Origin of the sequence: Citrobacter sp. MGH106 (assembly GCF_001037495.1) — a bacterium.
Taxonomy (GTDB): domain Bacteria; phylum Pseudomonadota; class Gammaproteobacteria; order Enterobacterales; family Enterobacteriaceae; genus Citrobacter; species Citrobacter murliniae.
Genome location: NZ_KQ089822.1, coordinates 36,109 through 61,025, shown reverse-complemented (window position 1 = coordinate 61,025; position 24,917 = coordinate 36,109). Strand labels below are relative to the sequence as shown.

General features: G+C 51.5%; 24 protein-coding genes. 9 read left to right on the top strand and 15 right to left on the bottom strand.

From position 1 onward, the window contains the following. The first annotated feature begins 6 nt into the window (after positions 1-6). The 3 genes from gltD (at position 7) to SK36_RS00270 (ending at position 4,196) form a co-directional block, all read left to right on the top strand. Complete coding sequence (gene gltD / locus SK36_RS00280) at positions 7-1,425, top strand: glutamate synthase subunit GltD (RefSeq protein WP_048220478.1); 1,419 nt, start codon at positions 7-9, stop codon at positions 1,423-1,425. A 250-nt stretch (positions 1,426-1,675) separates the two neighbouring features. Then, on the top strand, positions 1,676-2,926 hold the full coding sequence (gene codB / locus SK36_RS00275) for a cytosine permease (protein WP_045448109.1): 1,251 nt from the start codon (positions 1,676-1,678) through the stop codon (positions 2,924-2,926). Continuing rightward, entirely contained in the window at positions 2,916-4,196 is a 1,281-nt protein-coding gene (locus SK36_RS00270; protein WP_048220477.1) for a cytosine deaminase, read from the top strand. The genes codB and SK36_RS00270 overlap by 11 nt, the downstream gene beginning before the upstream one ends. Before the next feature lie 64 nt (positions 4,197-4,260). Here SK36_RS00270 and nanQ read toward each other — a convergent pair whose 3' ends face one another. The 6 genes from nanQ to nanR form a co-directional block, all read right to left on the bottom strand. Next, a complete protein-coding gene (gene nanQ, locus SK36_RS00265; RefSeq protein WP_045448113.1) occupies positions 4,261-4,728 on the bottom strand; it encodes an N-acetylneuraminate anomerase in 468 nt (155 codons plus the stop codon). 2 nt (positions 4,729-4,730) lie between these two features. Then, positions 4,731-5,600 carry an N-acetylmannosamine kinase gene (gene nanK, locus SK36_RS00260; protein WP_048220476.1) on the bottom strand — a complete coding sequence of 290 codons (870 nt, stop codon included), beginning with the start codon at positions 5,598-5,600 and terminating at the stop codon, positions 4,731-4,733. Continuing rightward, complete coding sequence (locus SK36_RS00255; RefSeq protein WP_048220475.1) at positions 5,597-6,286, bottom strand: N-acetylmannosamine-6-phosphate 2-epimerase; 690 nt, start codon at positions 6,284-6,286, stop codon at positions 5,597-5,599. The genes nanK and SK36_RS00255 overlap by 4 nt, the downstream gene beginning before the upstream one ends. A 47-nt stretch (positions 6,287-6,333) precedes the next feature. After that, positions 6,334-7,824: a sialic acid transporter NanT gene (gene nanT, locus SK36_RS00250; RefSeq protein ID WP_045448119.1), complete on the bottom strand. Its 1,491-nt coding sequence runs from the start codon at positions 7,822-7,824 to the stop codon at positions 6,334-6,336. 110 nt (positions 7,825-7,934) lie between these two features. Beyond that, positions 7,935-8,828 carry an N-acetylneuraminate lyase gene (gene nanA / locus SK36_RS00245; protein WP_048220474.1) on the bottom strand — a complete coding sequence of 298 codons (894 nt, stop codon included), beginning with the start codon at positions 8,826-8,828 and terminating at the stop codon, positions 7,935-7,937. Positions 8,829-8,962: 134 nt separating this feature from the next. Beyond that, positions 8,963-9,754, bottom strand: coding sequence for a transcriptional regulator NanR (gene nanR, locus SK36_RS00240; RefSeq protein ID WP_045448125.1), 792 nt, complete (start codon positions 9,752-9,754; stop codon positions 8,963-8,965). 359 nt (positions 9,755-10,113) lie between these two features. Here nanR and dcuC point away from each other — a divergent pair, with 359 nt between their 5' ends. After that, positions 10,114-11,481, top strand: a complete 1,368-nt coding sequence (dcuC, locus tag SK36_RS00235) for an anaerobic C4-dicarboxylate transporter DcuC (protein ID WP_048220473.1) — start codon at positions 10,114-10,116, stop codon at positions 11,479-11,481. A gap of 44 nt (positions 11,482-11,525) precedes the next feature. On the opposite strand, the gene sspB is transcribed toward dcuC, so the two are convergent. The 5 genes from sspB to zapE all read right to left on the bottom strand — a co-directional run bounded on the left by sspB (position 11,526) and on the right by zapE (position 15,172). After that, positions 11,526-12,029 (bottom strand): ClpXP protease specificity-enhancing factor, encoded by a 504-nt coding sequence (sspB, locus tag SK36_RS00230; RefSeq protein WP_048220472.1) that lies wholly within the window; start codon positions 12,027-12,029, stop codon positions 11,526-11,528. 5 nt (positions 12,030-12,034) lie between these two features. After that, a complete protein-coding gene (gene sspA, locus SK36_RS00225) occupies positions 12,035-12,673 on the bottom strand; it encodes a stringent starvation protein SspA (RefSeq protein ID WP_045448133.1) in 639 nt (212 codons plus the stop codon). 316 nt (positions 12,674-12,989) lie between these two features. Beyond that, complete coding sequence (gene rpsI / locus SK36_RS00220) at positions 12,990-13,382, bottom strand: 30S ribosomal protein S9 (protein WP_003025138.1); 393 nt, start codon at positions 13,380-13,382, stop codon at positions 12,990-12,992. A gap of 15 nt (positions 13,383-13,397) precedes the next feature. Further along, positions 13,398-13,826 (bottom strand): 50S ribosomal protein L13, encoded by a 429-nt coding sequence (gene rplM / locus SK36_RS00215; RefSeq protein ID WP_003025141.1) that lies wholly within the window; start codon positions 13,824-13,826, stop codon positions 13,398-13,400. A gap of 218 nt (positions 13,827-14,044) precedes the next feature. Further along, the gene (zapE, locus tag SK36_RS00210) at positions 14,045-15,172 is read right to left on the bottom strand and encodes a cell division protein ZapE (RefSeq protein ID WP_045448136.1); all 1,128 of its coding nucleotides are present in this window, start codon (positions 15,170-15,172) and stop codon (positions 14,045-14,047) included. A gap of 192 nt (positions 15,173-15,364) precedes the next feature. Between zapE and zapG the strand changes: the two genes are divergently transcribed. The 3 genes from zapG to degS all read left to right on the top strand — a co-directional run bounded on the left by zapG (position 15,365) and on the right by degS (position 18,463). After that, a complete protein-coding gene (zapG, locus tag SK36_RS00205) occupies positions 15,365-15,763 on the top strand; it encodes a Z-ring associated protein ZapG (RefSeq protein WP_045448139.1) in 399 nt (132 codons plus the stop codon). Positions 15,764-15,931: 168 nt separating this feature from the next. Continuing rightward, a complete protein-coding gene (degQ, locus tag SK36_RS00200; RefSeq protein WP_048220471.1) occupies positions 15,932-17,305 on the top strand; it encodes a serine endoprotease DegQ in 1,374 nt (457 codons plus the stop codon). A 90-nt stretch (positions 17,306-17,395) separates the two neighbouring features. Next, a complete protein-coding gene (gene degS, locus SK36_RS00195) occupies positions 17,396-18,463 on the top strand; it encodes an outer membrane-stress sensor serine endopeptidase DegS (protein ID WP_045448145.1) in 1,068 nt (355 codons plus the stop codon). A gap of 99 nt (positions 18,464-18,562) precedes the next feature. On the opposite strand, the gene mdh is transcribed toward degS, so the two are convergent. Beyond that, complete coding sequence (gene mdh, locus SK36_RS00190) at positions 18,563-19,498, bottom strand: malate dehydrogenase (protein WP_048220470.1); 936 nt, start codon at positions 19,496-19,498, stop codon at positions 18,563-18,565. A 435-nt stretch (positions 19,499-19,933) separates the two neighbouring features. On the opposite strand from mdh, the gene argR reads away from it, so the two are divergent. Both argR and yhcN read left to right on the top strand, forming a co-directional pair. Then, the gene (argR, locus tag SK36_RS00185) at positions 19,934-20,404 is read left to right on the top strand and encodes a transcriptional regulator ArgR (RefSeq protein ID WP_045448150.1); all 471 of its coding nucleotides are present in this window, start codon (positions 19,934-19,936) and stop codon (positions 20,402-20,404) included. A 375-nt stretch (positions 20,405-20,779) separates the two neighbouring features. After that, the gene (gene yhcN, locus SK36_RS00180; protein WP_045448153.1) at positions 20,780-21,046 is read left to right on the top strand and encodes a peroxide/acid stress response protein YhcN; all 267 of its coding nucleotides are present in this window, start codon (positions 20,780-20,782) and stop codon (positions 21,044-21,046) included. Between the two features lie 56 nt (positions 21,047-21,102). Here the strand turns inward: yhcN and SK36_RS00175 are convergent, their stop codons facing one another. From SK36_RS00175 to aaeB, 3 genes are all read right to left on the bottom strand, one after another. After that, entirely contained in the window at positions 21,103-21,381 is a 279-nt protein-coding gene (locus SK36_RS00175) for a barstar family protein (protein WP_045448157.1), read from the bottom strand. Positions 21,382-21,410: 29 nt separating this feature from the next. Then, positions 21,411-22,859 carry an NAD-dependent succinate-semialdehyde dehydrogenase gene (locus SK36_RS00170; RefSeq protein ID WP_048220469.1) on the bottom strand — a complete coding sequence of 483 codons (1,449 nt, stop codon included), beginning with the start codon at positions 22,857-22,859 and terminating at the stop codon, positions 21,411-21,413. Positions 22,860-22,947: 88 nt separating this feature from the next. Beyond that, positions 22,948-24,915 carry a p-hydroxybenzoic acid efflux pump subunit AaeB gene (aaeB, locus tag SK36_RS00165; RefSeq protein ID WP_048220468.1) on the bottom strand — a complete coding sequence of 656 codons (1,968 nt, stop codon included), beginning with the start codon at positions 24,913-24,915 and terminating at the stop codon, positions 22,948-22,950. Positions 24,916-24,917: the final 2 nt, after the last annotated feature.

Sequence of the window (24,917 nt, the reverse complement as noted above, 5' to 3'; positions counted from 1 at the left end):
GCAGCAATGAGTCAGAACGTATACCAATTTATCGACCTGCAGCGCGTTGATCCGCCGAAGAAACCGCTGAAGATCCGCAAGATCGAGTTTATCGAAATTTACGAGCCATTTTCCGAAGGTCAGGCCAAGGCGCAGGCGGATCGCTGCCTGTCCTGCGGTAACCCATACTGCGAATGGAAATGCCCGGTACATAACTACATTCCGAACTGGCTGAAGCTCGCCAACGAGGGACGTATTTTTGAAGCAGCGGAGCTGTCTCACCAGACTAACACGCTGCCGGAAGTCTGCGGCCGTGTCTGCCCACAGGACCGTTTGTGCGAGGGTTCCTGTACGCTGAACGACGAGTTTGGCGCGGTAACTATCGGCAACATTGAACGTTATATCAACGATAAAGCGTTTGAGATGGGCTGGCGTCCGGATATGACTGGCGTTCGCCAGACCGACAAACGCGTGGCGATTATCGGCGCCGGTCCGGCTGGTCTGGCCTGTGCTGACGTGCTGACCCGTAACGGCGTGAAGGCCGTGGTGTTTGACCGCCATCCAGAGATCGGCGGCCTGCTAACCTTCGGTATTCCGGCCTTCAAGCTGGAGAAAGAGGTCATGACCCGCCGCCGTGAAATTTTCACCGGCATGGGCATAGAGTTCAAACTCAACGTTGAAGTCGGTCGCGACGTACAACTCGACGATTTGCTGAAGGATTACGACGCCGTGTTCCTTGGCGTAGGCACCTATCAGTCGATGCGCGGCGGACTGGAAAACGAAGACGCCGATGGCGTGTTTGACGCCCTGCCGTTCCTGATTGCCAATACCAAGCAACTGATGGGCTTTGGCGAAAGCAGCGACGAACCATACATCAGCATGGAAGGCAAACGCGTGGTTGTGCTGGGCGGTGGTGATACGGCGATGGACTGTGTGCGTACTTCTGTTCGTCAAAACGCGTCACACGTTGTCTGCGCCTATCGTCGCGACGAAGAAAACATGCCGGGTTCTAAACGCGAAGTGAAAAATGCGCGTGAAGAGGGCGTGGAATTCCAGTTCAACGTCCAGCCATTAGGTGTTGAAGTCAACGCCAACGGTAAAGTCTGCGGCGTAAAAATGGCGCGTACTGAGATGGGCGCACCGGATGCCAAAGGTCGCCGTCGCGCGGAGATCGTCGCGGGTTCCGAGCACGTTGTTCCTGCTGATGCGGTTGTTATGGCGTTTGGTTTCCGCCCGCACAGCATGGAGTGGCTGGCTAAACACAGCGTCGAACTCGATTCGCAGGGGCGTATTATTGCTCCGGAACGCAGTGACAACGCCTTCCAGACCAGCAACCCAAAAATCTTCGCCGGTGGTGACATCGTGCGCGGTTCGGATTTGGTGGTAACGGCGATAGCCGAAGGCCGTAAAGCTGCTGACGGGATTATGAATTACCTGGAAGTGTAATCCAGCTTCTTCTGGTATCTCATCTGCATCCGTGGATGAGATACCAAACTCCTGCCGCAATACCATCAAGCACTGTCATGTAAGCCAGCATGACAACACGATTTTCAACGGGAAAAACTCTCCGAATCAATCCCCCAACACATCAATACCGCGAATGAAAACAAAGTAATAATTAGACGGAAACGTTTGCTTTACTCTGGAAACTGTATATTATGCGGCGGATTTTTTGGTCCAAATTCAAGGAGGCGTTGTGTCGCAAGATAACAATTATAGCCAGGGCCCCGTCCCTCTGGCGGCGCGAAAAGGCGTGGTTCCACTGACGTTTGTGATGTTGGGGTTAACGTTCTTTTCAGCAAGTATGTGGACCGGAGGCACACTCGGTACCGGTCTTTCCTATAATGATTTCTTCCTGGCAGTTCTCTTCGGTAATCTCCTCCTCGGTATTTACACTGCATTTCTCGGTTACATTGGCGCAAAAACAGGGTTATCCACCCACCTCCTCGCACGTTACTCATTTGGTATAAAAGGTTCCTGGCTTCCCTCGATGCTACTGGGCGGTACGCAGGTGGGCTGGTTTGGCGTTGGCGTGGCAATGTTCGCCATCCCGGTTGGCAAAGCGACGGGAATTGACGTCAATATCCTGATTGCCGTTTCCGGCCTGTTGATGACAATGACCATCTTTTTTGGCATCTCGGCATTGACGGTGTTATCTGTCATCGCCGTACCCGCTATCGTTATTCTTGGCAGCTACTCGGTCTGGCTGGCGGTGAGCGACGTAGGTGGTTTGGATCATTTAAAAACGATTGTGCCGCAAACGCCGCTGAATTTTTCAACCGCACTGGCGCTGGTGGTAGGCTCGTTTGTCAGCGCAGGTACACTGACCGCCGACTTCGTCCGCTTTGGCCGTAATGCCAAAGGCGCGGTGCTCATTGCCATGGTGGCATTCTTCCTTGGCAACTCATTAATGTTTATCTTCGGTGCAGCAGGCGCCGCCGCCGTAGGGCAGGCGGATATCTCTGACGTGATGATCGCCCAGGGGCTGCTGCTGCCAGCAATTGTGGTTCTCGGCCTGAATATCTGGACGACTAATGACAACGCGTTATACGCATCCGGTTTAGGTTTTGCCAATATTACCGGTCTTTCCAGCCGTACGCTTTCGGTAGTAAACGGCATTATTGGTACACTGTGCGCGCTGTGGCTTTACAATAACTTTGTCGGCTGGCTGACCTTTCTGTCGGCGGCGATCCCCCCTATTGGTGGGGTGATTATCGCCGATTATCTGTTGAACCATCGCCGGTATGCCGATTTCAACAACGCGCGGTTTATTCCCGTAAACTGGGTGGCTATTCTGTCCGTTGCACTGGGCATTGCCGCCGGACACTATATCCCCGGCGTTGTGCCGGTCAACGCCGTACTCGGCGGCGTATTCAGCTACATCCTGCTGAATCCACTTTTCAATCGCAGCCTTGCTAAATCCCCGGAGGTCAGCCATGCAGAATAATACCCTCACCATTCGTCAGGCGCGTTTACAAGGACGCGAAGGATTGTGGCAACTCACCATTGAAAACGGGCGTTTTAGCCGTATTGAACCTCAGGACGCTGCATCTTTACCGCAGAGTGAAGTTCTTGATGCTGAAGGCGGTCTGGCCATTCCGCCGTTCGTTGAGCCGCATATCCATCTGGACACCACGCAAACCGCAGGTGAACCAAACTGGAACCTGTCGGGTACGTTGTTTGAGGGTATTGAGCGCTGGGCTGAACGTAAGGCGATGCTCACTCACGAAGATGTGAAGACCCGCGCAATGCAGACCCTGAAGTGGCAGATGGCCAATGGCATCCAGTATGTTCGTACTCACGTTGATGTTTCAGACCCCACGCTCACGGCACTGAAAGCCATGCTGGAGGTGAAACAAGAGGTCGCGCCATGGGTGGAACTGCAAATCGTTGCGTTCCCGCAGGAAGGCATCCTTTCTTACCCCAACGGTGAAGCGCTGTTAGAAGAAGCCGTGCGTCTGGGGGCCGACGTCATTGGCGCAATCCCCCACTTTGAGTTTACGCGTGAATATGGCGTTGAGTCGTTGCATAAAATTTTCGCCCTGGCGCAAAAGTACGACCGACTCATCGATGTGCACTGTGACGAAATTGATGACGAGCAATCACGCTTTGTTGAAACCGTAGCGGCACTGGCACATCGCGACGGAATGGGAGAACACGTGACCGCCAGCCATACCACGGCAATGCACTCCTATAACGGCGCGTATGCTTCCCGCCTTTTCCGCCTGCTGAAAATGTCGGGCATTAACTTCGTTGCTAATCCGCTAGTGAATATTCACCTGCAAGGGCGTTTTGATACTTATCCGAAGCGCCGTGGTGTAACTCGCGTCAAAGAGATGCTGGAGGCGGATATCAATGTCTGCTTTGGTCATGATGACGTCTTCGATCCGTGGTATCCGTTGGGAACCGCGAATATGCTGCAAGTGCTGCATATGGGATTACACGTGTGCCAGTTGATGGGATACGGACAAATTAATGATGGGCTGAACCTCGTCACTACCCATAGCGCGAAAACCCTGCATTTGCAGGACTACGGCCTGAGCGTGGGAAATTCCGCTAACCTGGTGATTTTACCTGCTGAAAACGGGTTTGATGCGGTTCGTCGCCAAACGCCGGCACGTTATTCAATTCGCCACGGGCGAGTCATTGCCGAGACGAAACCAAGCCAGACAACGTTACATCTGACACAGCCGGAAGCGGTAACGTTTAAACGGTAGGTTGTTGTTTCAAATATTGCCGCAGGCGCTCAGACTGCGGCCCCCCATATACAACTGTTTCCTATCAAACATGTAATAAGCTGGCACGTACCTTAATCACGACCTTTTTGATTTCCGCAGGAGTCTCGACCGCGCAGCCCGGTTTATGAGGCTCGCCCGGCATAAAAATCGCAAACATCCCGGGTTTCAACGTGATCATTTGCTCATCGATAATCTGATTGCAAAGTTGATAATCCTCTTCAACATGAATCGCCTCACACTGACGAGCAGAATCTGTCGTACCAAACAGAATGCGCTCTTTACCCTCCAGCAACACCTGGATATCAATGTATTGCTGATGCAGCTCCGCTTTCTTTTGTTCTGGATGCTGCGTGACGAACTGCATGACATTCATAAAAATATCATCACCCTGCAGCTCATAGCTTCCGGGCGCTTTTTCCTGCGGTATTGCCGCAACGGCCAGCATTAATGCCTCATGTAATACCGGGTGTAATCCGGCAGAAGGTAGCGTACGCAAATCACCTGACATCATAATCATTCTCCCTGGGCCAACAATGCAGCCCCCAGTAATCCAGCGTCATGGCGGTAATGTGCCGCCTGTAATTTCACGTGATAGGCCAGGGGAGCTTGTGCCAGATAAGACTCCACCAGCACCAGATACCCTTCAGCCAGCCCGACACTGCCGCCAATGACCACGCACTGGCAGTCGGTTGTCGCTTTCACATCGGCTATCAATCGCGCGACAACCGCTGCAGAATGCGCAACCAACCGCATAGCCTGCTCATGCCTCTGGGCTGCACGCACAAAAATAGTTTTCGCATCACATCCGGCGAGATCATCCCGAGCGGCGGCGGCAATCCCGCGACCTGAGGCAATAGCCTCCACGCAGCCCACGCGTCCACAACCGCAGAGCGGCCCGTGCGGATCGGCCAGCGTATGCCCCAGGTGCCCGGCCAGGCCACCGGACCCGGTAAGTAATTTACCGTTGCTGACTACACCGCCACCAACGCCGGTCGAAACGGTGATAAACGCCATATCACTTATTTCATCAGCAAGAGCGCGATATTCCGCCCACGCAGCTGCCTGTGCATCATTAACCGCCATCGTCGGCAAACCAGTCAGATCATTTAACGTCTGCACCAGTGGAAAGTGCACCAGCCCACCAAGATTTAACGGATTAATCGCCAGCAGTACCCCATCACGGATAATGCCAGTCGAGGCAATGGCTACGTGCGTTGCCTGCGTCTGCAGCGGCTCAACCAGCGCTTTTAGTGCGGCCCGCAGCGCATCCGGTGTTTTACTGGCTGGCGTAGGTAATTCACGGCGATCGCGGATTTGCAGGTCGCTATCCACCAGCGCGGCAGCCAGTTTAGTGCCGCCGATATCAATCGCCAGCGTAGTCATAACATCGCCTTCTTCATTGCTGTGATGTACCACTGGCAAATGTGTTCCAGTCGGGTAATGGCAGAGCCGACCGTGACGGCCCATGCACCATGTTGCACCGCTTCAGCAGCCTGTGCAGGAGAGTTGTAACGCCCTTCAGCAATCACCCGGCAACCAGAATCACTCAACGCTTTCACCAGTGCCAGGTCTGGTTCTTCCGGTGTTTCTGCCGTTGTATAACCAGAAAGCGTGGTACCGATAATTTCAGCCCCGAGTTTTTGGCATGTCAGACCATCTTCCAGCGAGGAGCAGTCTGTCATCGCCAGCCTTTGATGCTGATGGATGCGTGCCAGCAGCGTTGCAACAGGTACAGGCCGCACACGATCGGTACCATCAATGGCAATAATGTCCGCGCCAGCCAGCACCAGCGCATCAACATCCTCTAAAAAAGCGGTAATACGTACCGGGGAATCATCCAGATCGCGTTTAAGAATGCCAATAATCGGCAGCGAAACCACTGCGCGAGTAGCACGCAGGTTTTCCACACCTTCGATACGCAGTGCCACTGCGCCGGCCTGCTCTGCCGCCAGCGCCATGGCAGCAACGATTTCAGGTTTATCCAGCGGGCTGTCAGGAACAGGTTGGCAAGAAACAATCAGTCCGCCGTTAGCGGCAATTTTTTTATCCAGTTGTTCAAGTAACGACATACTTCTTCCCTTACGAAAATTGCCCGGCTCAGGACCGGGCAAACGGATTAACCTTTTGATTTCACGAAAGCACTTTTATCACCGCCAAACGGCACAGCTCCACTGAACGGTTTACCATCAATGGCATCATGCGTGCGCAGCGCTTCCGGTCGCAGCCAGCGCTGCACGCGGGACGGCATATCGAGGCCTATCAGCAGGATCACCACAAAGGTCAGGCTAAACGAAAGCGATCCCAGCGCAGTCCCTAGATCCAGACGTTGTGCAATCAGCGCCCCGATGATCGGTGCCAGCGCTCCACCCAATGCACCGACGTTATAGGTAAAGCCCAAACCCGCCGCACGCTGATCGGTATCGAAATAACCGCCAATCAGTTTCGGTAAGATCCCGGAGATCCCTTGCCCAAGCATTTGCTGGAAAAACAGTAGCAACCCCAGTACCCAGACGTTTGTACCACCAATCGCAAACACCGGAATAATCAGCAATTGCGATGCCAGCAGACTACAGACATAGGCTTTTCGGGTCCCCAGCCAGTCACCAAGAAAGCCGCCGACGCAACAGCCAACCGCCGCGCCAAAGCCGCTAAAGAACAGCACCCTGGCAACCGTTGAAGGGTCGTACATCAGTTCAGTTTTAAGATAGGTTGGCAACAGCGCCTGAATCGGCCACGAATAGAGGAAGGCAAACAGCACAACCACCATCAACATCACGCCCGTTGGCCAGCGCTTACCGCTGCTTTGCACCATAAAGCTAATGAAGATGACGGCGCATATCAGCCCGAGGATCGCCACGATTGCCGCGTTTTGCAGGTTACCCGCGAAGCAGAACCACAGCGCGGTCGCAGCAGCGAGGGTCATCAGTATATTGATAACCCGATGTTCACCCCGATAGAGAATGTCCACCATTGTGCGCACTGGCGCTTTGCCTTCGTGTTTTTCTTTCCAGTCTTCAGCTTCCGGAATATTTTTGCGCAACCAGAGGGCGAAGATAATCGGTACGATGCCAATGAAGAACAGCGCGCGCCATCCCCAGACCGGAACCACCAGGCTGTAAACCTGAGCGGCTATCACCGCCCCCACAGAAAAACCAGAAATCAGGAAACCGCTGGCTTTGTTGCGTAGGTGTTTAGGCCAGCTTTCAATAACATAGGTCGCGCTGGAGCCATATTCACCCGCCATCCCCATACCGATAACCAGACGAGCGATAAACATAGTGGTGTAACCCGGCGCAAAACCACAGGCCAGTGTTCCCACAGAGAAGAGAATAATACTGGTGACCATTGCCAGACGACGCCCGTAACGGTCGCCCATCGCCCCCAGCATCAGTCCACCAAACCAGCGAGAAATAAAGGCTGCTGAAATCAGGCTGGCAGCCTGCACCGTCGTCAGCCCGAATTCACCTTGTACTTCCGTCAGCACAAGGGCGATTAACACAAAATCAAAACCATCCAGCAAATATCCCAGCCATGCAGCTGAGAATGCCCGCCATTGCGCACGGTTGAGATGGCGATACCACGGGATGCTCTGGGTAGAAGTACTCATTTTACTCTCCCGACGATTTTTGTTGTTGTGCCGGATGACGGCGTTGCCTTATACGGCCTACGATCGACATATGTAGGCCGGGCAAACGAAGCGCCCCCGGCTATACACTGTTACGCCTTTTCCGCCAGCAGTTGGTTAGCCAATGCTTTCAGTTCTGGCAGGTATTTTTCATCTACAGGAGCAAACGGTTTACGGCACAGCGGTACGGAGACCACGTCCATAAAGTGCAGGACCGTTTTCAGACCACGGAATACGCCGACTTTAATGAGCAGATCGATAACCTTATTGCACTCGGTTTGCAGCTTTTGTGCAGTCCGGACGTCGCCTTCTTTGAGCGCTTTCACAATTCCCTGGTAACGCCATCCCATGATGTTGTAGGTACTGCCGATTCCGCCATCAGCGCCAGCCAGCAGGCCAGAAGCGAAAATTTCGTCATAACCGTTGTAAAGCACCAGATCAGGATGCGCACGACGGATCTGCTCCATCTGATAGAGATCGCCAGAGGTTTGCTTCAGTGCGCCAACACCCGGCAGCGTCACCAGTGTGTTGATCTGATCCAGCGTCAGTTTGACGCCACTCAGTGCTGGAATGTTATACACCACCATTGGTAAGCCATCAGCGGAATCAATGATTGCGCGATAGTGATCGCAATGTTCTTCGAAGCTGAACGGATAGTAAAACGGAGTGACTGCGGAGACTGCATCAAAGCCGTAGCGATGCGCGGCGCTCGCCAGTTGTTGACTCTCTTCGGTACTGATTGTGCCAACGTGCGCGATTAAAGTGACTTTACCTTTCGCTTCTTCAGCAACAATTTCCAGCACCTGCTCTCTTTCAGCACGGCTCTGTACAAAGGCTTCACCGGTAGAACCACCGACATAAAGCCCATCAATACCCTGCTCAATGTTGAAGCGCACCAGACGACGCAAACTCTCAGTGTCCAGTCGCTGTTGGTTGTCGAACGGAGTCAACAACGCCGGCATTACGCCTTTTAAATCTCTTGCCATAACTACCTCTGTCGATGATTAGTGTTATCTGACTGCATACCTTTATACCTGTTATACCAGATCAAATAAGCAGCAATACAATACAGAACGCTTATAGTGCGATCTGCCTCACTAAACGATCGTCAGGATCGCGATCACTTTCGCAATTTTTTATTTTTACCGAAAGCGTGCCAGGTGGCGGATACGCTGTTGAGGTGTTCTTGTAAGGCGCGGTCAGCTTCATCAGGATTGTGCTGGCGAATGGCCTCGACAATAGCAATATGCTGCTGATAACTCACGCTATTGTGTTCATGCAATTCCTGATCGGCAACGGTTGGACGAGCCGCAATCAGCCAGTCCAGCAGCGCGACATGGATCGCCATAAAGATAGGATTACCAGGGATCTCCGCCAGTACTCGGTGAAAATCAACGTCCGAACGAATGAACAACGTATTGTCATCCAGCGACTGGCTGTTGATCTCCAGCGCTTTCGCCAGCCGATCGATTTGCTCGTCAGTGGCATGTTCCGCAGCGTAACGCACCAGGCTGGATTCAAAGAACAACCGTAGCTGTTCAAAGTGAGCGATGCCTCCCGGATGCGAGAGGAAATCTTTCGCCATCCCGGACAGTTCACTGATGATAGTATCTGCAGAGGGGCGCGAAACGCGGGCACGTTCGCCATTGTTGATTTGCACCAGACCTTTACGCTTTAACGCAGCAAGCGCTTCCCGCACGGAAGGACGACCCACGTTGAAGAAAGCCATCAGCTCTCGTTCCGACGGCAACTGCTCACCTTCGCCAAATTCCCGGCGACGAATCATCTGTTCCAGCTCTTCTTCAACCATTTCAGACAGTTTTTTACGCGCCAGTGGACGGTTACGTAAGCTACGGCCAATGGTCGATGGAGAGTCTTCAGCTTGCGAATCAAATGCGTTCATAGGGTCCATTCCGCTAAGTCGAGGTGACAAACAACAGCGAGTTCATCCTAACACAGGATCGAAAGCAGGGTGTAATGATGGTCGCCCGGCAAAGCTGGCACATTGTGAATATACAAAATAGAAATATTATTTATCATAAAAACATTCAGGTTAAATTTAATTACAGAACACTATATTTTATTTATGAAATTAGCGAACATGATCGTGAAAAATTATCATAACCATCTATTTTAAAACGAAAAATATTTTAAACTCTGAATAAAAAATAAGATATCCACTCCATAAAAAGGCGCAGAAAAAATATAACATCCGCATTTATAACAATGTAATTACCGGATTTATGTTCTTCTCTGCCATGGAGTGAAAAAATGTTCGGCACCATTATCTCTGTCATCGTTTTATTAACGATGGGTTATCTGATCCTCAAAAACTACAAACCACAAGTGGTACTGGCAGCTGCCGGGATCTTTCTAATGATCTGCGGGGTCTGGCTGGGCTACGGTGCGTTGGTCGCGCCTGATAAAAGCAGCGGCTATTTGCTGGTCGATATTTATAACGAAATTCTGCGTATGCTCTCAAGCCGGGCCGCAGGACTTGGACTGTCAATCATGGCGGTGGGCGGTTATGCCCGCTATATGGACAGGATGGGAGCCAGTAGAGCCATGGTTAGCCTGTTAAGTCGACCTCTTAAGGTTATCCGATCACCTTACATCGTTCTGGCCGCCACCTATGTGATCGGCCAGATCATGGCACAGTTCATAACCAGCGCCTCCGGGTTAGGCATGCTACTGATGGTCACGCTCTTCCCGACATTAGTCAGCCTTGGTGTGAGCCGTTTGTCTGCGGTGGCAGTTATTGCCACTTCAATGTCGATTGAATGGGGCATTCTGGAAACCAACTCAATTTTTGCCGCACAAGTGGCAGGAATGAAAATCGCCACCTACTTCTTCCATTACCAGTTACCAGTGGCTTCCTGCGTAATTATCGCCGTTGCCATTGCGCATTTTTTCGTGCAGCGCCAGTTTGATAGAAAAGCGTTACCGGATAGCGCAGGTTTCGCCGAACAAAAGAGGCTCGAAGATGTACCACCGCTCTATTATGCCATTTTACCAGTAATGCCGCTGATCCTGATGCTGGGTTCGCTGTTCCTTGCACATCAGGGATTGATGAAAGCAGAACTGAATCTGGTGGTGGTGATGCTGTTGAGCATGACAGTGACCATGTTTGTAGAGTTCCTTCGCAAACACAATCTGCGCGAAACAATGGACGATGTGCAGGCTTTTTTTGACGGCATGGGCACGCAGTTTGCGAATGTCGTTACGCTGGTGGTGGCAGGCGAGATCTTTGCTAAAGGGTTGACCACTATCGGCACCGTCGACGCGGTTATTAAAGGTGCGGAACACTCCGGGCTCGGCGGTATCGGGGTGATGATCATTATGGCTGTGGTTATTGCTGCCTGCGCAATCGTAATGGGGTCCGGCAACGCGCCGTTTATGTCTTTTGCCAGCCTGATCCCGGATATCGCTGCCGGGCTGCATATTCCGGCTGTCGTAATGATTATGCCTATGCATTTCGCCACCACGCTGGCACGCGCAGTTTCACCGATCACCGCAGTCATTGTCGTGACATCAGGCATCGCTGGGGTATCGCCTTTTGAAGTGGTTAAACGTACGGCGATCCCAATGGCCGTAGGATTTGCGGTGAATATGATCGCCACAATCGCGCTGTTTTACTAATTCCGAACGCAGAAAACAAAACAGGCCCAAAGGGCCTGTTTTTTTTATTTAACTACGCGTAGCGCTGGACGTCCACCACGAGGAGGCGGTGGAGTATCATCCGGGTCATTGTCGTCGCCGTTGTCAGGTTTATCACCATCAATGACGGACATGACCGTTTCGCTCTCAAAGCCAGGAGCTTCGTTGTCGTCATCGTTTAGGCTGGCGACATCTTCGTCATAGGCGGATTCTGGCTCAAACATCGTACCGGCACCGTTTTCACGAGCATAAATTGCCAGAACAGCAGCCAGCGGCACAGAAACCTGACGTGGTACTCCGCCGAAACGCGCGTTAAAGCGCACTTCATCGTTAGCCAGTTCCAGGTTCCCAACTGCACGCGGTGCAATATTCAGAACAATTTGCCCATCACGCGCATATTCCATAGGAACCTGCACGTCCGGGAGCGTCACATCCACCACCAGATGCGGCGTAAGCTGGTTGTCTAGCAACCACTCATAAAATGCACGCAGCAGATACGGACGGCGCGGTGATAGTTGTGGCAAATCCATACAGATTAACCCCGGCCCAGGCGCATTTCACGTTCAGGCTCAGTCAGAGAAGCCAGGAATGAGTCACGTTCGAAGACGCGAGTCATATATCCTTTCAGCTCTTTCGAACCTGCACCGCTGAATTCAATACCCAGCTGCGGTAAACGCCACAGCAGTGGTGCCAGATAGCAATCTACCAGGCTGAACTCATCGCTCAGGAAATACGGTTTCTGACCAAATACTGGCGCAATCGCCAGCAACTCTTCGCGCAGTCGCTTACGAGCGACATCAGCTTCAGAAGCAGAACCGTTCACGATGATGTTCATCAGCGTGTACCAGTCTTTTTCGATACGCTGCATGTACAGGCGGCTCTCACCACGCGCAACCGGGTAAACCGGCATCAGCGGCGGATGCGGGAAACGCTCATCCAGGTATTCCATAATGATGCGAGATTCCCACAGGGTCAGCTCACGATCCACCAGTGTCGGTACGCTCTGATTCGGGTTGAGGTCGATCAGATCCTGAGGTGGATTGTCCTTCTCCACATGCTCAATCTCGAAACTAACACCTTTCTCAGCCAGCACAATGCGGACCTGATGGCTATAGATGTCAGTAGGACCAGAAAACAGCGTCATTACCGAACGTTTGTTGGCAGCGACAGCCATGAAAACCTCCAGGTATATTCAGAATTTTACTGCTACCAGCCACTATATATGGCCAGTCAGAAGTGGTGTCACCCATATTCGGGAAAGCCATTATTGCTCAAAATACAAACAAAAAATGAACGATACCGGACATTTGGGCAGAAAATTGGATGATAGTTTACCAGATTTTGTGACCTTTGTGGTGAGTCGATTCTGGAAATGGGGAAAAAGAGGTGGCAATCAGCACATTACCGTGGATCTTCGCGGCGAGTATACATAAAAAAACCCGCCGAAGCGGGTTTTTTCGCAAATTGAGCTCTGCCGAAGCAGAAACCAATTAACGTTTGGAGAACTGAGGACGACGACGTGCTTTACGCAGACCGACTTTCTTACGTTCAACCTGACGAGCATCACGGGTAACGAAGCCAGCTTTACGCAGTTCGCCACGCAGGGACTCATCATACTCCATCAGAGCGCGGGTGATACCGTGACGGATCGCACCAGCCTGACCAGAGATACCACCACCTTTAACAGTGATGTACAGATCCAGTTTCTCAACCATGTCGACCAGTTCCAGCGGCTGACGAACTACCATGCGGGCAGTTTCACGACCGAAGTACTGTTCCAGAGAACGTTGGTTGATTACGATTTTACCACTGCCCGGTTTGATGAAAACGCGAGCTGCGGAACTTTTGCGGCGACCAGTGCCGTAGTATTGATTTTCAGCCATTGCCTATAATCCCGATTAGATGTCAAGAACTTGCGGTTGCTGTGCCGCGTGGTTGTGCTCGTTGCCAGCGTAAACTTTCAGTTTACGGAACATAGCACGACCCAGCGGGCCTTTTGGCAGCATGCCTTTAACCGCGATTTCAAGCACACGCTCAGGACGGCGAGCAATCATCTCTTCAAAGGTCGCTTGTTTGATACCACCGATGTGACCGGTGTGGTGATAGTACACTTTGTCAGTACGCTTGTTGCCGGTTACAGCAACTTTGTCAGCGTTCAGAACGATGATGTAATCACCGGTATCTACGTGCGGAGTGTATTCCGCTTTGTGCTTGCCGCGCAGGCGCAGAGCCAGTTCGGAAGCCAGACGGCCCAGAGTTTTACCGGTCGCGTCAACAACATACCAGTCGCGTTTTACGGTTTCTGGTTTAGCTGTAAAAGTTTTCATTAAAAGCTTACCCAAATAAATAAGTTACACGTTGGTGAACACCCAAACGTTTTGTCAGTTGAGGTTCACACGACATTGTCCAGCAAACCTACCCCTTCGAATAGCCTATGCCGGCACATAGAAAGTTTTGGGAAAAAAACTCTCTCGTAACGTGGGGTCGCAAGATTATAGAGAAGTCAGGGTCAAAGATCGACCCCTTTATGTGATTTGCGGCGGGTTTAACCCGCTAAATGTTCCCGTTTCAGATACTCTTCGCTTTGCATCTCTTGCAAACGCGACAAGCAGCGCTGGAATTCAAACTTCAGGCGTTCACCCTGGTAGATCTGATATAAGGGGGATGCCGCACTCACGACCAGTTTGACATGGCGCTCGTAGAACTCATCAACCAGCGCGATAAAACGCCGTGCTTCGCTCTCCATCAACGGTGTCATCACTGGTACATCAGACAACAGCACCGTATGGAACAGGCGCGACAACGCAATGTAATCGTGCTGACTACGCGCATCGACGCAGAGCGTGGTAAACGAAATCGCCAGCGTTTGGTTTTCTACGGCTAACGTCGGCATCGGGCGATGGTTTATCTCCAGCGTCGGAGCATGCTCACCTTTCGCGCCCGCTAACGCCAGCCACAGTTTATCCATCTGCTGCTGAGTTTCATCATTAAGTGGCGATAACCATAAATGCGCCTGCGTTAACGTACGCAGACGATAATCAACGCCAGCATCTACGTTCATGATGTCGCAATACTGTTTGATTGCCTCGATAGCGGGCAGAAAACGTGCGCGTTGCAAGCCATTACGGTACAGCTCATCAGGCGGAATATTAGAGGTCGCAACCAGCGTGATACCACGGGCAAACAGCGCTTTCATTAATCCACCGAGCAGCATCGCATCGGTAATATCTGAAACAAAAAACTCGTCAAAGCACAGCACATCCGTCTGGGCTTTAAAACGGTCGGCAATCACCTCCAGCGGGTCACTTTGACCTTGCAGAGCGGTAAGTTCTTCATGCACGCGCAGCATAAAGCGGTGAAAGTGCAGACGCTGTTTACGTTCACCCGGCAGGCTATGGTAGAACAGATCCATCAGCCAGGTTTTCCCACGCCCCACTCCCCCCCACATATACAGCCCGCGTACCGGCATATTTTCCGTCGGCTCACGTTTACCCAACAATTTACCAAAACGGGCCATCAGCCCACTCTCCTGCGGCACAGGACGTGTTCGGGTTGTGAGTTCCTGGAAAATAGTTTCCAGCCGATTCACAGCTTCTTGTTGTACGTTGTCAGGTTGATGGCTGCCGTCGTTGAGGGCCTGCAGGTAACGCGATGTCGGGGAAAGGCTTTGCATGATGTTATTGTTATTCCTTGAGAATCGATGTGCCGTCGCTCACGGTTGACGAAAAAAAGGCCGTTCTACACTACGCGATATAAAGACGGGATTCCACTTCTACGGGATTAGCGGTTATAGTGGCATAATCAGGCGCAGGCATGGAGCCTAAAGCCAACACCCTACGGAAACAAAAGACAACGGGAGATGTTCATGACCTGGGAATATGCGCTAATTGGGTTAGTCGTCGGTATCATTATTGGTGCTGTAGCCATGCGTTTTGGTAATCGTAAATTACGCCAACAGCAGGCATTGCAGTACGAACTTGAAAAAAACAAAGCTGAGCTGGAAGAGTACCGTGAGGAACTGGTGAGCCACTTTGCCCGCAGCGCTGAGCTGCTGGACAACATGGCGGACGACTATCGTCAGATCTATCAGCATATGGCGAAAAGCTCCAGCAACCTTCTTCCAGGTATGTCACCGGAATCCAACCCATTCCGTAATCGTCTGGCAGAGTCTGAAGCAGGAAACGATCAGGCTCCGGTTCAAATGCCGCGTGACTATTCCGAAGGGGCGTCCGGCCTGCTGCGTAGTGGCGCAAAGCGCGACTAACTGCACATCGTTAAGAAATTTATTGGGCGCAGCAATTGCGCCCTCCGCTTATCTTCCCTTCCCAGCTATTATTTAGTCGTTAGCCGCATTGTGACCAAACCCAAAATTCAATAACATCAAACTGTTTTGAATCATCTTCCGTTTACTCAAGGTACGAGAGCAGGATCAATGAAAAAACAAACCCAGCTGTTGAGTGCATTAGCGTTAAGTGTCGGGTTAACTCTCTCGGCGCCGTTTCAGGCCATTGCGTCGATACCCGGCCAGGTTCCCGGTCAGGCAGCGCTCCCCAGCCTCGCCCCAATGCTGGAGAAAGTGTTACCTGCTGTCGTTAGCGTGAGGGTCGAGGGTACCGCCGTTCAGGGACAGGGACAGAAAGTCCCGGAAGAATTCAAAAAGTTTTTTGGCGATGAACTGCCAGACCAACCTTCGCAACCGTTCGAAGGTCTGGGGTCGGGGGTTATTATTGACGCCGCAAAAGGCTATGTTTTAACCAACAATCACGTCATTAATCAGGCACAAAAAATCAGTGTCCAGCTTAATGATGGCCGCGAGTTCGACGCCAAGCTTATCGGTAGCGACGAGCAGAGCGATATCGCGCTACTGCAAATTCAACACCCCAGCAATCTGACGCAAATTGCCATCGCCGACTCCGACAAACTGCGTGTAGGTGATTTCGCCGTAGCAGTCGGTAACCCGTTCGGACTGGGACAAACGGCAACTTCAGGTATCGTATCGGCGTTAGGCCGTAGCGGTCTGAACCTGGAGGGTCTGGAAAACTTTATTCAGACCGACGCATCTATTAACCGCGGTAACTCCGGCGGCGCATTGCTGAACCTGAATGGTGAGCTGATCGGTATTAATACCGCCATTCTGGCTCCGGGCGGCGGCAGTATCGGTATTGGCTTTGCTATCCCAAGCAACATGGCGCGCACGCTGGCTCAGCAGTTGATGCAGTTTGGTGAAATCAAACGCGGCCTGCTGGGTATTAAAGGCACGGAAATGACTGCCGATATTGCCAAAGCGTTCAAACTGGATGTGCAGCGCGGCGCGTTTGTCAGTGAAGTTCTGCCTGGCTCCGGCTCTGCGAAGGCTGGAGTGAAATCCGGTGATGTCATTACCAGTCTCAACGGCAAACCGCTCAACAGTTTCGCTGAACTGCGTTCGCGCATCGCGACAACCGAGCCGGGTACCAAAGTTAAACTGGGACTGCTACGTAACGGCAAACCACTGGAAGTTGAAGTCACCCTGGACACCAGCACATCGTCATCTGCCAGCGCAGAAATGATTGCACCTGCGCTACAGGGGGCAACGCTCAGCGATGGTCAGTTAAAAGACGGCACTAAAGGCATCAAAATTGATAACGTCGAAAAAAGCAGCCCTGCCGCGCAGGCCGGTCTGCACAAAGATGACGTTATCATCAGTGTTAACCGCGATCGCGTGAACTCGATTGCTGAAATGCGCAAAGTTCTGGAAGCGAAACCATCGATTATTGCTCTGCAGGTGGTACGCGGTAACGATAATATCTATCTGCTCCTGCGTTAACCTATGCGAACCGGACATCAGCCTGCCGTGTGATGTCCGGTAAACTCGTGATATGCTGCTGCCGTTCCCTTTTTTAATGACGCCGCCATCATGTTTGTGAAGCTTTTACGTTCGGTCGCGATTGGTTTAATCGTCGGCGCCATTCTGCTGGCCGCGATGCCCTCTCTGCGCAAAATTAATACGCTTTCCGCACCACAGTTCGACAGTGCAGATGAAACACCCGCCAGCTATAATCCGGCGGTTCGTCGCGCTGCGCCTGCCGTGGTTAACGTTTACAACCGCAGTATGAATAGCACGACGCATAACCAGCTCGAGATCCGTACACTCGGCTCGGGCGTTATCATGGATCAACGCGGCTATATCATTACCAACAAACACGTTATCAATGATGCCGACCAAATCATCGTCGCTTTACAAGATGGGCGTGTGTTTGAAGCCCTGCTTGTCGGCTCCGACACGCTGACCGACCTTGCGGTACTAAAGATCAACGCTTCTGGCGGACTGCCAACCATCCCAATAAATAACAAGCGCGTTCCGCATATTGGCGATGTCGTTCTCGCCATCGGGAACCCGTACAACCTTGGGCAAACAATCACCCAGGGGATCATCAGCGCCACCGGTCGTATTGGTTTGAACCCAACAGGGCGGCAAAATTTCCTGCAAACAGACGCCTCCATCAACCACGGTAACTCGGGCGGCGCGCTGGTCAACTCGTTGGGTGAGTTGATGGGTATTAACACGCTGTCATTTGATAAAAGTAATGATGGCGAGACACCTGAAGGGATTGGTTTTGCCATTCCGTTCCAGCTGGCAACCAAAATCATGGATAAGCTGATTCGTGACGGACGCGTTATTCGTGGGTACATCGGTATTAGTGGTCGTGAGATTGCTCCGCTGCATGCTCAGGGCAGTGGGATGGATCAAATTCAGGGGATAGTGGTTAACGAAGTCGCCCCGGATGGTCCGGCAGCGCAGGCAGGTATTCAGGTTAACGACCTGATTATCTCGGTCAACAATAAACCTGCGGTATCAGCCCTGGAGACCATGGATCAAGTGGCTGAAATTCGCCCCGGGTCGGTTATCTCAGTCATTGTGATGCGCGATGATAAACAGTTGACGCTCCAGGTGACGGTTCAGGAATACCCGGCAACAAACTAGTATAATTGGGATGTAAAAAAACCGGAGATTACTCCGGTTTTTTTATACGTCAAACCTGATGGCAACGCAGAAGCGTCTTATCTGGTCGACACGAAAGCATTACTTAACGAACTCTTCGCCCAAAGTAATATCTTTCTTCAGCGTGTCCAGCATACCTTCCAGCGCATTCTGTTCAAATGCACTCAGTTTACCGATGGACTTGCGCTCTTCCACACCATTTTTGCCCAGCAGCAGCGGCTGAGAGAAGAAGCGCGCATACTGGCCATCGCCTTCAACGTACGCACATTCCACTACGCCTTTTTCGCCATTCAGGGCACGAACCAGTGACAGACCAAAACGTGCCGCAGCCTGACCCATAGACAGGGTTGCAGAACCGCCACCAGCTTTAGCTTCCACAACTTCGGTACCCGCGTTCTGGATACGTTTGGTCAGGTCAGCAACTTCCTGCTCGGTGAAGCTCACACCAGGAATTTGTGACAGCAGTGGCAGAATGGTCACGCCAGAGTGTCCACCAATTACCGGGACTTCAACATCGGCAGGCTGTTTGCCTTTCAGTTCCGCAACAAAAGTGTTGGAGCGGATGATGTCCAGCGTAGTTACGCCAAACAGTTTGTTCTTATCGTAGACGCCTGCTTTTTTCAGCACTTCTGCAGCGATAGCAACGGTCGTATTCACCGGGTTAGTGATGATACCAATACATGCTTTTGGACAGGTTTTAGCAACTTGCTGCACCAGGTTTTTCACGATGCCTGCGTTAACGTTAAACAGGTCGGAACGATCCATACCCGGCTTACGCGCGACACCCGCAGAGATCAGAACCACATCAGCACCTTCCAGTGCAGGGGTGGCATCTTCACCGCTGAAGCCTTTGATTTTCACAGCAGTAGGGATATGGCTCAAGTCAACGGCCACACCAGGAGTTACTGGAGCGATGTCGTACAGGGAGAGTTCTGAACCTGAAGGCAGTTGGGTTTTTAACAGTAATGCTAGCGCCTGACCGATACCACCAGCAGCGCCGAGGACTGCAACTTTCATCCTAAACTCCTTATTATATTGATAAGCAAAATGTCTATTGCTCCGCGGCGGCGACCTTAATTCACAAATCCAACGAATTCAATAACCACGCGTCAAGAATGCGTAGTCACGCAAATTTGGCTTTTATGCATTTAACTTACGTAAAATAAATCCTAAGTTACGTAATTCAAAACAACCGCCCAGTAGAGCAACTTTCCAACAGGTGTTGACAATATACCCTACCGCCCTCTCAAAACAACATCAATTTGATAACATTTAATTTACTTTTAATCTTATTTGCGAGCCGTGACACAGGCATGTTTCTTGATAACGAAATTTGATAAAATTCCGCTCTTTCATAACATTATTTCAGCCTTGAACGAGGCAGACCGTTTGCATAAAAATTCATCTGTATGCACAATAATGTTGTTTCTACCGCCATATTACGGGTGACTTATGCGAAGCTCGGCTAAACAAGAAGAATTAGTAAAGGCGTTTAAAGCGCTGCTCAAAGAAGAAAAATTCAGCTCTCAGGGCGAAATCGTCCTCGCGTTGCAGGATCAGGGCTTTGATAATATCAATCAGTCCAAGGTTTCACGCATGCTGACCAAGTTTGGCGCAGTGCGTACCCGCAATGCAAAAATGGAGATGGTGTACTGCCTCCCGGCAGAACTGGGGGTTCCAACAACCTCAAGCCCGCTGAAAAATCTGGTACTGGATATCGACTATAACGATGCTGTCGTGGTCATTCATACCAGCCCAGGCGCAGCACAATTAATTGCCCGCCTGCTGGACTCATTGGGTAAAGCGGAAGGTATCCTCGGGACGATTGCCGGAGACGATACCATCTTCACCACCCCAGCGATGGGCTTTACGGTAAAAGATCTGTACGAAGCTATTCTGGAGCTCTTCGAACAAGAGCTGTAACCCCTTCCCCGTCGCATCATGCGGCGGGGGAAAAACCTTCCTTTCATACCCACGCCACTGTTTTTCACTACTAATCATTTAACAGATAGTGCGTTTAACCGCTATAAAGCATTCACATAGTGAATGATAATCATCAAAAACGCACAAATTGCAAAATCACATATCAATATGATTTTATTGAACTTATTTTAATCCCGGTGTACTGAAGCGTATTTTTAATTCCGTTTGGTTATAAAAAATATATTTTTTAACCCATAATACCCGACGAAACCATTAGCGTGGTATTAATTTACTGAGTGATTAGTGTATACTTGATTCTGTGATGAGGGTCACGAAACGAAGACCCCAATAAAAGTATTCGACGAGGTAAATATCATGAAAATCAAAACTACTGTTGCAACCTTAAGCCTTCTGTCTGTTATCTCTTTCGGCGCAAGCGCTGCGGTAAATCAGGTGAACTCACAAGAAGCACAGAATCTGCAATCCATGGGTACTATCTCTGTGTCTCAGATTGGTAGCTCACCAATGGATATGCGTCAGGAAATTGTCGCCAAAGCAGAAAAAGCGGGCGCCAGCAGCTATCGCGTTACTGAACTCCGTGAAGGGGCTCACTGGCACGCAACTGCTGAACTGTACAAATAAACCCTCGTCGTCTAGTCCGACGACTTGCCCCCGCTGCCGGGGGCTTTTTTTATCTCTTAAGATGAGTGACGAACGTTAAAGCGCAATTGCCCTTCCAGCTCTTCTTCCGCTTCATCAAACAGCAAAATCAGCGCGCCATAGCGTCTGCGTTGCTTATCCGGCAAATGCACAAACTCAATCTCCAGCGGCAACGGCAATACTTCCCCGACAACCACTTCCCACAGAGAATCTAAGTCACTGACCTTTTCCCGGGCCAGGCCGAAGGTACGCGTAAACTCCCGGTAGAAATCACTTTGATCTTCAATCTCGTCAAAATCAAACGTATAGATATTCATCTATAGCCACCATCCCGCCGTCGGTTACTCTACAGACCACCAATATGCAAGGTCTTCACTTGCAGAAACTCTTCTAATCCAAGCACCGATCCTTCACGCCCTAACCCCGACTCTTTTACCCCACCAAATGGCCCCAGCTCGGTTGAAACGGCACATTCGTTGATACCAATCATGCCGCTTTCAATGGCCTGCGAAACGCGGAATACACGCTGCAGGTTTTGCGTATAGAAATAAGCAGCCAGCCCAAAAGGAGTATCGTTAGCGCGCTGAATAACTTCGTCTTCACGACTAAAGCGGAAACAGGCCGCGACGGGTCCGAAAGTTTCTTCACGGGCAAGTTTCATCTCTTCGTTGCAATTGCTCAGTACCGTTGGCTGCCAGAAGTTACCGCCCAACGAATGCGCTTTTCCTCCCGCCAGAACCGTCGCACCTTTTGCAATAGCATCTTCAACATGTTCCCGCACTTTATCTACTGCCGAAGGCTCGATCAGCGGGCCAACCACCACACCGTCATCCAGACCATTACCCACCTTCAGCGCCTGGACAGCATCCGCCAGTTTGCGGGTAAATTCGTCATAGATGGATTCCTGAATATAGAAGCGGTTAACACTAACGCACACCTGACCCGCATTACGGAATTTGTTAGCGATGGCCCCCTGCACCGCGGCATCAATATCGGCATCATCAAACACAATGTATGGGGCGTTGCCGCCCAACTCCATCGAGACTTTTTTCATCGTGTCGGCCGCGTTACGCACCAGCGTTTTTCCGACAGTGGTGGAGCCGGTAAAGGAAATTTTACGCACTTTATGGCTAGCCATAATTGCATCACTGATTTCCGGGGTATTGCCCGCGACAGCGTTAAGCACCCCATCGGGCACACCAGCCTTTTTCGCCAGCGTTAGCAGCGCAAACGCGCTGAGCGGCGTATTGTTGGCCGGCTTAATCACCCCGGTACATCCCGCAGCCAGCGCGGGCCCAAGTTTGCGTGTCAGCATCGCCATCGGGAAGTTCCACGGAGTGATCGCAGCGACTACACCAACAGGTTCACGGGTAGCGAGAATTCGCGAGCCTGGTTTAATCGGAGGGATAATCTCACCATTAGCGCGTTTGGCCTGCTCCGCAAACCACTGAATAAAGCTGGCGGCGTACTCAACTTCACCTTCGGCTTCTTTCAGCGGCTTCCCTTGTTCAATGGTCATCAGACGCCCCAGCCAGCTTTTGTTTTCGAGGATCAGTTCATACCAGCGATAGAGGATTGTCGAACGCTCTTTCGCCGTTTTTTCGCGCCACGCCGGAAAAGCGTTTGCGGCAGCAGCAATCGCCTCTTCAGTCTGCTGCTTACCCGCCTTCGCCACCTTTGCAATGACCTCCCCCGTCGCCGGATTTACCACATCAAAGGTGGTATCCAGGGTCTTCCACTGCCCATTAACCAGATATCCCGTCTGAAAAAGTTCACTCTCCTGCAGTCCAGGCATAGTTTTTTCCTCCTGATGTCATGGCTTACGCACATCGAATAAGTATAGCCATAAAAAAACCGACGCTTCTGGCGTCGGTTTTTAACTCTTAACTGCTGGTCAGGGCGTGCTGATATTTGTGCAGCATACCCGTAAGCCGTTTTACAGGCTCCGTCACCTGAGGCGGGGCTTCCCAGATGTTTAATTTTTCCTGATAGATATCAAGCTCCTCAAGCAGCTGACTAAAGTAGCGTCGGCGTTTGTCGTCATTTCCAGCTGAAATAACGTGATCGGCAGTACGACGGAGCTGACGATGAAACGCAGATAAATCCTCATTTACCGGTACAGGTGCATCACGCAGACGCTGGTGAGCGATGATCATCGTCAGCGCCAGACGAAACTTCGCCAGATCGCCGGGAAATTTATTCATCAGTAAAAACAGTTGCTGATAGAGCGCCGGAAGGTGATTCTCTTTTCGACGAACCACATTAGTGGTCATAGCGGAGACTGCGGCTGAAACAAACTGATTGAGCAGCACGCGGCCTGTTCTGTCACGGGAGTTATCACGCACCAACAGAATCACAATAAACGCCAGCACACATCCCACAAGCTGCCCCAGCGCACTGTCGAGGAACTGGCTAAAATGGAACGTCATCGGGTTATCCAGCACGATAATGTTAATCGTGCTCGCCAGCGCCCCCATGGAGCCCAAACGCCGCTTCTGTACCTCGATACCGAGGAAAAATCCCAGCACAGCAAGGCTCAGGCACAGTAACAACATACTTTGCTGGGTATTGGGGATAATCACCAGAAAATAGAGCGCCCCCAAAGGTAATGCTGCCAGCGTGCCGTAGATAAAGTCTATCGCTACCATACGTGGATTGGGTAAACGCATTGCCAGTGAGGTAACGACCGCAATCATCACCATCGCGCCACTACCTGACGTCCAGCCGGTCCACAGCCAGAACAAGGTTCCCAGCACACAGGAAAGCGTGGTACGCCAGAAGTTGACCATCGCATGGTGACGTTCGGCGGATTCCACTTTCACTACCGGCTCACCCTGCAGGATCTCTTCTTCAATCGCACTAATTTTGGTATTGCTGACAACACCGCGTTTGAGCAGCAGGTAGCGTGTCGCAGCACCTGCCCAGCTATATATCGTCACCGGCGTGTCACGCTCGCCGGTCCAGACAATCACGCGCCGCATCCGCTTGAGTTGCTTATGTACGTCCTGCACCGTTTGAACTGGCGTATCAAACAGCTCACGGAAGGTGTCCGTAATCAGGTCCGGTCGCGTGTTCTGGATAAGATAGGTTTCACAGGATTGAGTAATGAGCGTCAGCGACAACGTGTTCAATGCTTTAAGTCTGCGGTTGGCGCGTACCCAGCGTGAGGACTCCATGTTCAGGTTGCTGCGCATACCATCCAGCGCCGCAGTACGACGGACTAAATCCCCCCAGGCTTTATCCACTTCTTCACTGTCGCCGTGCTTAATGCACAGTTGCATAAGTTGATACTGCGCCACCAGAAGGCTGTCCAGTTCGACATCGATCTCCTGCTTCACTGAACGGGGTGAAAAGAGCAGATCGGCTACAATAGCGCAGACGATCCCCATCACGATCTCGCTGCAGCGTTCGAGCGCAAATTGCGGCGTCAGCAATGGTTCCGCCTGAATGGTAATGACGATTATCAGCGCCGTGTAGCCCGAAAGCCCCCAGGCATAGGAGTTCTCGATCTTCACCAGCGAGGAGAGCCAGGTACAAAAACCGGCCCAGATGCAGCACACCAGGATCATCAGCAGCGGCGCACGGATCATGCTGATAATAATGATCAGTGCGGCAATACAGCCAATAAATGTTCCGACAATACGAAGCATACCGCGATAACGGATAGCGCCGGAATAGGGTTCTCCACCCGCAGCAAAGGCCGGGCCAGCCGCCACAATTGCCGCAGTCAACACCGCCCAGCGCGGTGTCTCAAGTTGAAAGTGAAAGCCAACAAACAGCGCCAGCACAATGGCGCATGCCAGTTTTACCGCAAAGCGGATATGCTGATTGGCAATGGAGAAAATACCCATCA